At 31.5% G+C, this 7,508-nt stretch carries 7 protein-coding genes and 2 pseudogenes; all 9 read left to right on the top strand.

The window, feature by feature from the left end; translation table 11 throughout:
- Nucleotides 1–92: 92 nt before the first annotated feature.
- Nucleotides 93–375: pseudogene (locus tag HMPREF2852_RS10245) on the top strand (CD1845 family protein).
- A gap of 83 nt (nt 376–458) precedes the next feature.
- The gene (locus tag HMPREF2852_RS08495; RefSeq protein WP_070607668.1) at nt 459–1,232 is read left to right on the top strand and encodes a replication initiator protein A; all 774 of its coding nucleotides are present in this window, start codon (nt 459–461) and stop codon (nt 1,230–1,232) included.
- Nucleotides 1,229–2,056, top strand: coding sequence for an ATP-binding protein (locus HMPREF2852_RS08490; protein ID WP_070607665.1), 828 nt, complete (start codon nt 1,229–1,231; stop codon nt 2,054–2,056). Before HMPREF2852_RS08495 ends, HMPREF2852_RS08490 begins: the two co-directional genes overlap by 4 nt.
- Nucleotides 2,049–2,534, top strand: coding sequence for a PcfB family protein (locus HMPREF2852_RS08485; RefSeq protein WP_070607662.1), 486 nt, complete (start codon nt 2,049–2,051; stop codon nt 2,532–2,534). The genes HMPREF2852_RS08490 and HMPREF2852_RS08485 overlap by 8 nt, the downstream gene beginning before the upstream one ends.
- A complete protein-coding gene (locus HMPREF2852_RS08480) occupies nt 2,531–3,265 on the top strand; it encodes a phage antirepressor KilAC domain-containing protein (RefSeq protein ID WP_070607660.1) in 735 nt (244 codons plus the stop codon). Before HMPREF2852_RS08485 ends, HMPREF2852_RS08480 begins: the two co-directional genes overlap by 4 nt.
- A pseudogene (locus HMPREF2852_RS08475) lies at nt 3,258–3,596 on the top strand (type IV secretory system conjugative DNA transfer family protein); the annotation flags it as partial. The gene HMPREF2852_RS08480 and the pseudogene HMPREF2852_RS08475, both read left to right, overlap by 8 nt.
- A gap of 60 nt (nt 3,597–3,656) precedes the next feature.
- Nucleotides 3,657–5,495: a recombinase family protein gene (locus HMPREF2852_RS08470; protein WP_019134463.1), complete on the top strand. Its 1,839-nt coding sequence runs from the start codon at nt 3,657–3,659 to the stop codon at nt 5,493–5,495.
- 80 nt (nt 5,496–5,575) lie between these two features.
- A complete protein-coding gene (locus HMPREF2852_RS08465; protein ID WP_070607654.1) occupies nt 5,576–5,767 on the top strand; it encodes a transposon-encoded TnpW family protein in 192 nt (63 codons plus the stop codon).
- An 89-nt stretch (nt 5,768–5,856) separates the two neighbouring features.
- Nucleotides 5,857–7,335, top strand: coding sequence for an Lsa family ABC-F type ribosomal protection protein (locus HMPREF2852_RS08460; protein WP_070607652.1), 1,479 nt, complete (start codon nt 5,857–5,859; stop codon nt 7,333–7,335).
- Nucleotides 7,336–7,508: the final 173 nt, after the last annotated feature.

Here is a 7,508-nt window from a genome sequence, read left to right as displayed (position 1 = left end):
ATATTCCAGCAGGATCAAAATTATATTAAAGGACACGCTAATTATGAAACTGGGGTTTGTTATGAATCCCAGTTTAATTTTTAGGAGTATGTATGAGATGGATAATTAGAATAATTTTATTACCGATAAGATTAGTGTTGAGTTTTGCTCATAGCTTTTTTAACCTTCATATTAAGTTTGAGTACTGCGTTGTTAAGCGTAGTTTCTACTTTGATTTTTATAATTGGAATAGCTAGCATTTTTCAAGGAGACAAGCAAATTGTAATTGAAGCACTAATATTAGCATTTTTATTTAGTCCATTTGGATTACCTAAATTAGGTATATATGTTATTGGATTATTAGAATTATTAAACTATACAATAAAATCAATTTGAAGAAAAATAAATATAAGACAACCGTAGACGATAGAAAGCAATAATTCTGTCGTCTTTTTTTATTTTAAAGAGAGGAGGTAGGAATGAATTTTGATTATTTTTATAATAGGCAATCTGAGATGTATAACTTCATTAGGTTACCTATGGTATTAATGGAAGATGAGATTTTCGAGAGCATTTCTATTGAAGCTAAAGTTTTGTATTCATATATGCTCAATCGAATGGGTCTTTCATATAAAAATGGCTGGATAGATGAAGATGGAAAAGTTTTTATTTACTACACAATGGATGCTATTAAAGAGCAATTTAACTGTGCTAATGATAAAGCCTTAAAGATTATAAATGAGCTTGATACAAAATCAGGAATTGGATTGATAGAAAAGAAAAGACAAGGACTTGGAAAACCAAATAGGATATATGTTAAAGATTTTATGAGTGTTTTCTATGATTCAAATAATAGAAATCCAGATTTCCGAAAAGCAGAAGTCCAGACTTCCGATAATCGGAATTCAAGAACTCCGAATAACAGACTTCAAGATTTCCGAAAATCGGAAGGTAACTATAACAATATTAATAATAATGAGTTAAGAAAGAATGATTTTAGTAAAGGTCAAAAGCCTTATGGAATATATAAAAATATATTTTTGACTGATGAAGAATACAAGGACTTAACAAATGAGTTAGGAAGTAGAATTAATGAATACATTGATAGGCTCTCGTCATATATGAAAGCAAATAACAGAGAGTATCAAGACCACAAGGCAACGATAATCAATTGGTATCTTAATGATCAGGCGAAAAACATTAATGATAATACAACAAGGAAAATGAATTACGATATAGGAGAGAGTTTATGACAAGTTTAAAAGATTTTGTATTAAGAGAAAATGATATTGAAAGAAATGGGCATATCTATTGCAAGGTATGCGGTAAAAGAGTCGATGGAGAATTACTTGACCTTGGATTTACAAAGTTTATTCCCAGAATTATATGCGAATGTGAAATAAAAAGAGATAAGGAAAATGAAGAAAGAGAAAGACTGATGAAAATATCATCATTGAAAAGAGATTGCTTCTCATCGCCGCTCCAACACCAATATACTTTTGATAAATACTTAAATGAAAAAGGTCAAGCTTACAAGGTTGCTTACAATTATGCTAAAAGTTTTGAACAAATGAAGGAAGACAATGTTGGACTTTTATTTTATGGAGATGTTGGTAGTGGAAAGACTTATCTAGCTTGTTCAATTGCAAATGAATTAATTGAAAGAAAACAAGTTAAAGTTAAAATTATGAATTTATCTCAGGTTATAAACCAAATACAAAAATCAGCATTTAAGCTAGATTCAAATGAAATTATCAATAACCTCTCTAATATTCCTTTGTTAATCTTAGATGACCTTGGAATTGAAAGGGATACATCTTATGCAAGAGAACAAGTATATAACATTATAAACTCAAGATACTTAAAAGGCAGGCCGACAATTTTCACTACAAACTTATCATTGGAAATTATTCAAAATCCTAATATTGACCTTGAGTATCAGAGGATATATTCAAGAATACTTGAAATGACAATACCAGTTAAAGTTACAGGAGAAGATTTTAGAAGAAAAATCCATCAAGAGAAGTTAAGAAAATACAAAGAGTTACTTTTATATGGAGGTGGAATAGATGATTAATGAAGAAGTATCTAGGTCAAGTCTTAATCTTGAAGTAAGACTTGCAAAAGCAACAAGTAAAGCAATTCTTGATGCCTTAAAGAAAGTACACAAGCAAATAGAGGAACAAGGCGGCTTGAAAAATGTAATAAAAAATAACGGAGAAGAAGTAAAACTAAAAGATATGGTTAAAAAGGGACAGTTAGAAGAAATTAATCTAAAAGATCCTGAGTTAAAAGAACTAAAGAAAATTTTAAATAAACACGGAGTGAAGTTTTCTGTTATGAAAGATAAGGAAACTGGTAACCACTCTGTGTTTTTTCAATCTAAGGATATAAAAGTAATGGAACATGCTTTTAAAAAAGCAGTTAAGGCTTCTGAAAGAAAGGCCGATAGAAAAGATTCAATAACGAAGACTATAAATAAGTTTAAAAATATGGCTAAGGACACCATTAGCAAAGATAAAGTTAAAAATAAACATAAGGAGCAAAGCTTATGATAACTAATCTAAAAACATTTGAAAATAAGAATTTTGGGAAACTCACTGTTATTGAAAAAGATGGTGAGTTTTTCTTTATAGCAAATGAAGTAGCAACTATGCTAGGATATGTCAATCCCAGAAAAGCTATTTATGACCATGTAGACGAAGAAGATAAGGGTGTAACGAAATGGAACACCCCTGGAGGAATACAGAATATTTCAATAATTAACGAATCAGGATTGTATTCACTTATCCTCTCATCAAAACTACCACAAGCAAAAATATTCAAAGCTTGGGTAACTAGAGAAGTCTTACCAAGTATTAGAAAAAATGGAGGATATATAGTAGGGCAAGAAAAGAAAACTAATGAAGAGTTACTTGCAGATGCAATTCTGGTAGCCAATAGAATTATTGCCGAAAGAGAAGAAGAGATTGAAGAATTAAGACCAAAGGCAGACTATTATGACAAATTAGTAGATTATAACCTACTTACAAACTTTAGAAATACTGCCAAGGAGTTAGGAATACCACAAAATCAGTTTATAAGTTTTCTAATGGATAAGGGATTAATTTACAGAGATAAGAAAAAGAAACTCTTACCTTATGCAGATAAGAACAAGGGATATTTTGAAGTAAAAGAATGGGTTGATCCACTAGGTACACTTGTAGGAATACAAACATTAATAACACCAAAAGGAAGGCACTACCTACTAATTTTATTAGATAGCGAAGGTTTCTACGATGAATAAGGTATTAGAAGCCATTCTTTCTGATATTAAAAACTTAATTAAAATAGACAACCCAAAGAAATTTATATTATCAAACATTCCCTATCTATCATTCTTCTACATTGGAAATATCTTTTCTAAGCACATCAATTCTTATGTAGGAGGAGATATTATTGATAAAATAATGGTGGGAATTTCTGATATAGGAACTTTATCTTATATACCAAGCCTTAATCCAAGGGACTTGTTAGTAGGTATTTCAGTTGCTGGTCTTGTTAAGTTAATTGTTTACAGCAAAGGTAAAAACAAAAAGAAATATAGGCAAGGCAAGGAATATGGATCTGCAAGATGGGTTGCATAATATTAACTGAACAGGAGTGATATATAGACACGAGAAAAGGAGGATAATGCCATGATAGAATATCACAATAAAATTACAGCACTATACTCCCGCCTTTCAGTTGGTGATGAAGATAGAGACGGTGGCGAGAGTAATAGTATTGTAAATCAAAAAGCCTTTTTAGAAAGGTATGCAAGAGATAAAAAGCTGATAAACATTCGCCACTATATCGATGATGACGAAAGCGGTAGGTTCTTTGACCGTTCAGCCTATACACAGATGATAAACGATGTAGAACAAGGCAAAATCGGTATTGTCATCATGAAAGATATGACAAGATGGGGAAGAGATTATCTTCAAGTCGGAAACGCTATGGAGATATTTCGAAGAAACAATGTACGCTTTATCGCCATCAACAACGGTATAGATAGCATAGACCAAAATACATTGGAATTTGCTCCCTTTATCAACATCATGTCAGAGTGGTATGCAAGAGACATCAGCAAGAAAGTAAAGACAGGAATTAAGACCAAAGGAGCAGACGGAAAGCCTGTCGCAACAGAAGCCCCATACGGCTATATAAAAGACCCTGAGAACAAAGATTATTGGATCGTCGATAAAGAAGCTGCCGAAGTTGTAAAACTCATTTTTAGGCTATTTATGGAGGGGAAAAACAGAAATCAGATAGCTGTTTACCTGAAAGAAAAAGAAATACTAACTCCAACCTTTTATATGAAACAGCAAAACAGAGGAACAGCAAAAAACAAACCACTAAATGAAGAAAACAGATATAACTGGAACAAAGCAACTCTAACACGCATACTGAAAAGACAAGAGTATTGTGGTGATGTAGTCAATTTTAAGACCGAAAAGCATTACAGAGATAAGAGAAACCATTATGTAGATAAAAGCAAATGGCAAATAACAGAAAATGTGCATGAGCCAATAATAGATAGAACTACCTTTGAAAATGTAGAGCGTATGTTAAAAAATGCACCTGTAAAAAGACCAAACGGAGATGGAGAAATTCACGCACTTTCAGGCTTGATGTACTGTAAAGATTGCGGAACAAAAATGCACATTCGCACCATACACAAAAATGGAAGAGTACAGCATGTAACCTATTGCAGTGAATATGCCAAAGGGAAAGCAAAGCACCCCAAATGCAACTCCCCACACCGCATTGATGTTGATGAGGTTATGGAAAATATCGCAGAAGTCTTGCGAAAGATAGCACAGTATTCTTTGGAAAACAAAGCAGAATTTGAGAAACTTGTAAAAGGGAGTCTGTATAAAGAACAGACCGAAGAATTCAAGAAAAATCAAAAGCGTATGCCACAAATCACAGATCGAATGGAACAGATAGAAAGAGTGATGAATAAACTCTATGAAGATAATGCACTTGGAAATATGGATACAGAACGCTATGAACAGTTATCAAGAAAGTATGCAGAAGAATACTACACCTTAAAAGCAGAAAAAGAAGAAATCAAAGAACGCTTATCCGAATGTGAAAATGCAAACCAAAGAGCAAAGAAATTTATCAGACTTGCAGAAAGCTATTCCAACTTTGAAGAACTTACCCCTACCATTATCAATGAGTTTATCAGTAAAATCGTAGTGCATGAAAGAGATGTAAAAAGAGCAAAATATGTAGTTCAACGAATAGAGGTTTATTTTAACTATATCGGAAAATTTGAAAATGAACTTACAAAACAGATAGAGCCGACAGAACAAGAAATGCTACAGATGAGGGAAGAAATAGAAGAAGCAAAGAAAGAAAAATCACGAGCTTATCATAGGGCATATTCTAAAGCATACAGAGCCAAAAATCTTGAAAAGTGCCGAGAGTATGAGAAATTAAAAGCAAGAGAATACAGAGCAAAAAAGAAGTTACAGGCAACAACTTAAAACTAAATATCAACCAATCGCAAAATAGATTTCCTAATTACAGGAAATCTTTTTTTGTGCAAGTCGAAAGGAGGAACTAAATGGCAGAAAATACGAACACTCAAGTAAACGAAACACACGAAGAAGAACAAGAAGAATCCCAAAAGCCTGACGGCATTCTTACAAAAAAGATAAATGGAAAGACTTTTGTAACAGAGATATATTTTGACAAAAAGAGCAAGGAAACATTTCAAGATAAGCTGTTTAAGGTAATACACTCAAAGGATAAATAGTAGCTAGTAAGTGAGAAATCTGGCAGTAGAAAAAATGCCTAAAAAATGATATAATGATAAATAAAATAGGCTTGTGAGGGGGTGTTTTTATGTCGCTAATTAAAATTGAAAACCTCACTTTCTCATATTATGGATATGTAAAACCTATATTTGATAATGTATCATTTTCATTTGATACGAACTGGAAAACAGGGCTAATAGGAAGAAACGGAATTGGAAAATCAACTTTATTCAAGCTACTTCTAAACCAAGAAGTTTACAAAGGAAAAATTAGTAAAAGTGTTGACTTTATTAAGTTTCCACCCAATATAAGTGATACCTCAAAATTGGGAATTGAGTTATATAAAGAACTAATATCAGATGAGGAAGAATGGAAATTATTTAAAGAACTTAACTTACTAAATGTAGATGAAAATCTCCTTTATAGAAAGTTTGAAACACTCTCTAAAGGAGAGCAAACAAAAATCCTTTTAGCTATTTTATTTACAAAGGAAGATGGATTTTTACTTATTGACGAACCAACAAACCATTTAGATATGAACGGAAGAAAAGCTGTAAGTGAATATCTGAAAAGTAAAAAGGGATTTTTGCTTATATCTCATGATAGGGATTTTTTAGATGGTTGTATCAATCATGTTATTTCTATTAACCGAAATTCTATTGATGTCCAATCAGGAAATTTTACATCATGGTATGAAAATAAAGTGATGAAAGACCAGTTTGAAATCAGTCAAAATGAGAAATTAAGAAAAGATATTAAACGATTAAAAGAAGCAGCAAGACAAAGTCAAATTTGGTCTGATAAAATTGAAAATACTAAAAATGGTGTAAAAGTATCAGGCGTAAAACCTGACAAAGGTCATATAGGTCATCAGTCAGCCAAGATGATGAAGAAGTCAAAGAATTTAGAAAATAGACAAAACAAGGCAATAGAAGAAAAACAGAGTTTACTAAAAGATATTGAAACAAAAGAAAATCTATTATTACATCCATTACGCCATCATAAAAATTCTCTAATATCGGTTAGCAATTTATCATCAATCTATGGAGAAAGACAGATATTAAGTAATGTAAGTTTCGAGATAAAACAAGGTGATATAGTGGCTATATATGGTCAAAATGGTAGTGGAAAATCAACCTTGATTAAAATTTTGTTAGGGTTACATCATGAGTATATTGGTGAAATAAAATCAGCAAGTGATTTGGAAATATCGTATATCCCTCAAGATACATCTAATTTGACAGGAAGCCTAAATGAGTATATTCATAAGCAAGGTGTTGATGAAACATTGTGCAAAACAATTCTTAGGAAATTAGATTTTGCAAGAGAATTATTTGAAATGGATATGAAAAACTATAGTGATGGACAAAAAAAGAAAGTTTTAATTGCTGTAAGTTTGTCAATGCCAGCTCATATATTTGTTTGGGATGAACCAATGAATTATATAGATGTAATATCAAGAATACAGATTGAGGAAATTATAAAAGAAGCAAAGCCTACACTCATATTTGTGGAACACGATAAGAGATTTGTGGAAGATATAGCCAATAAAATCATACAATTATAAATGAAATAAAAAATCAAAGTTTAGAAAAAAACTAACACAGAAACAGTAAATCAAAAAAGGTTTACTGTTTTTCTTTACTCAAAATTAGAAAGGGAGGAAATGAGAAAATGAAGAACATAGAAGAAAAAATCTTAATGGCAGATGAAGAAATCAAGCAGTTACAAAACAAAAGA

Source organism: Anaerococcus sp. HMSC065G05, assembly GCF_001812365.1.
Lineage (GTDB): Bacteria > Bacillota > Clostridia > Tissierellales > Peptoniphilaceae > Anaerococcus > Anaerococcus vaginalis.
The sequence above is the reverse complement of the archived record's forward strand: the minus strand, read 5'-3'. Positions and strand labels throughout refer to the sequence as shown.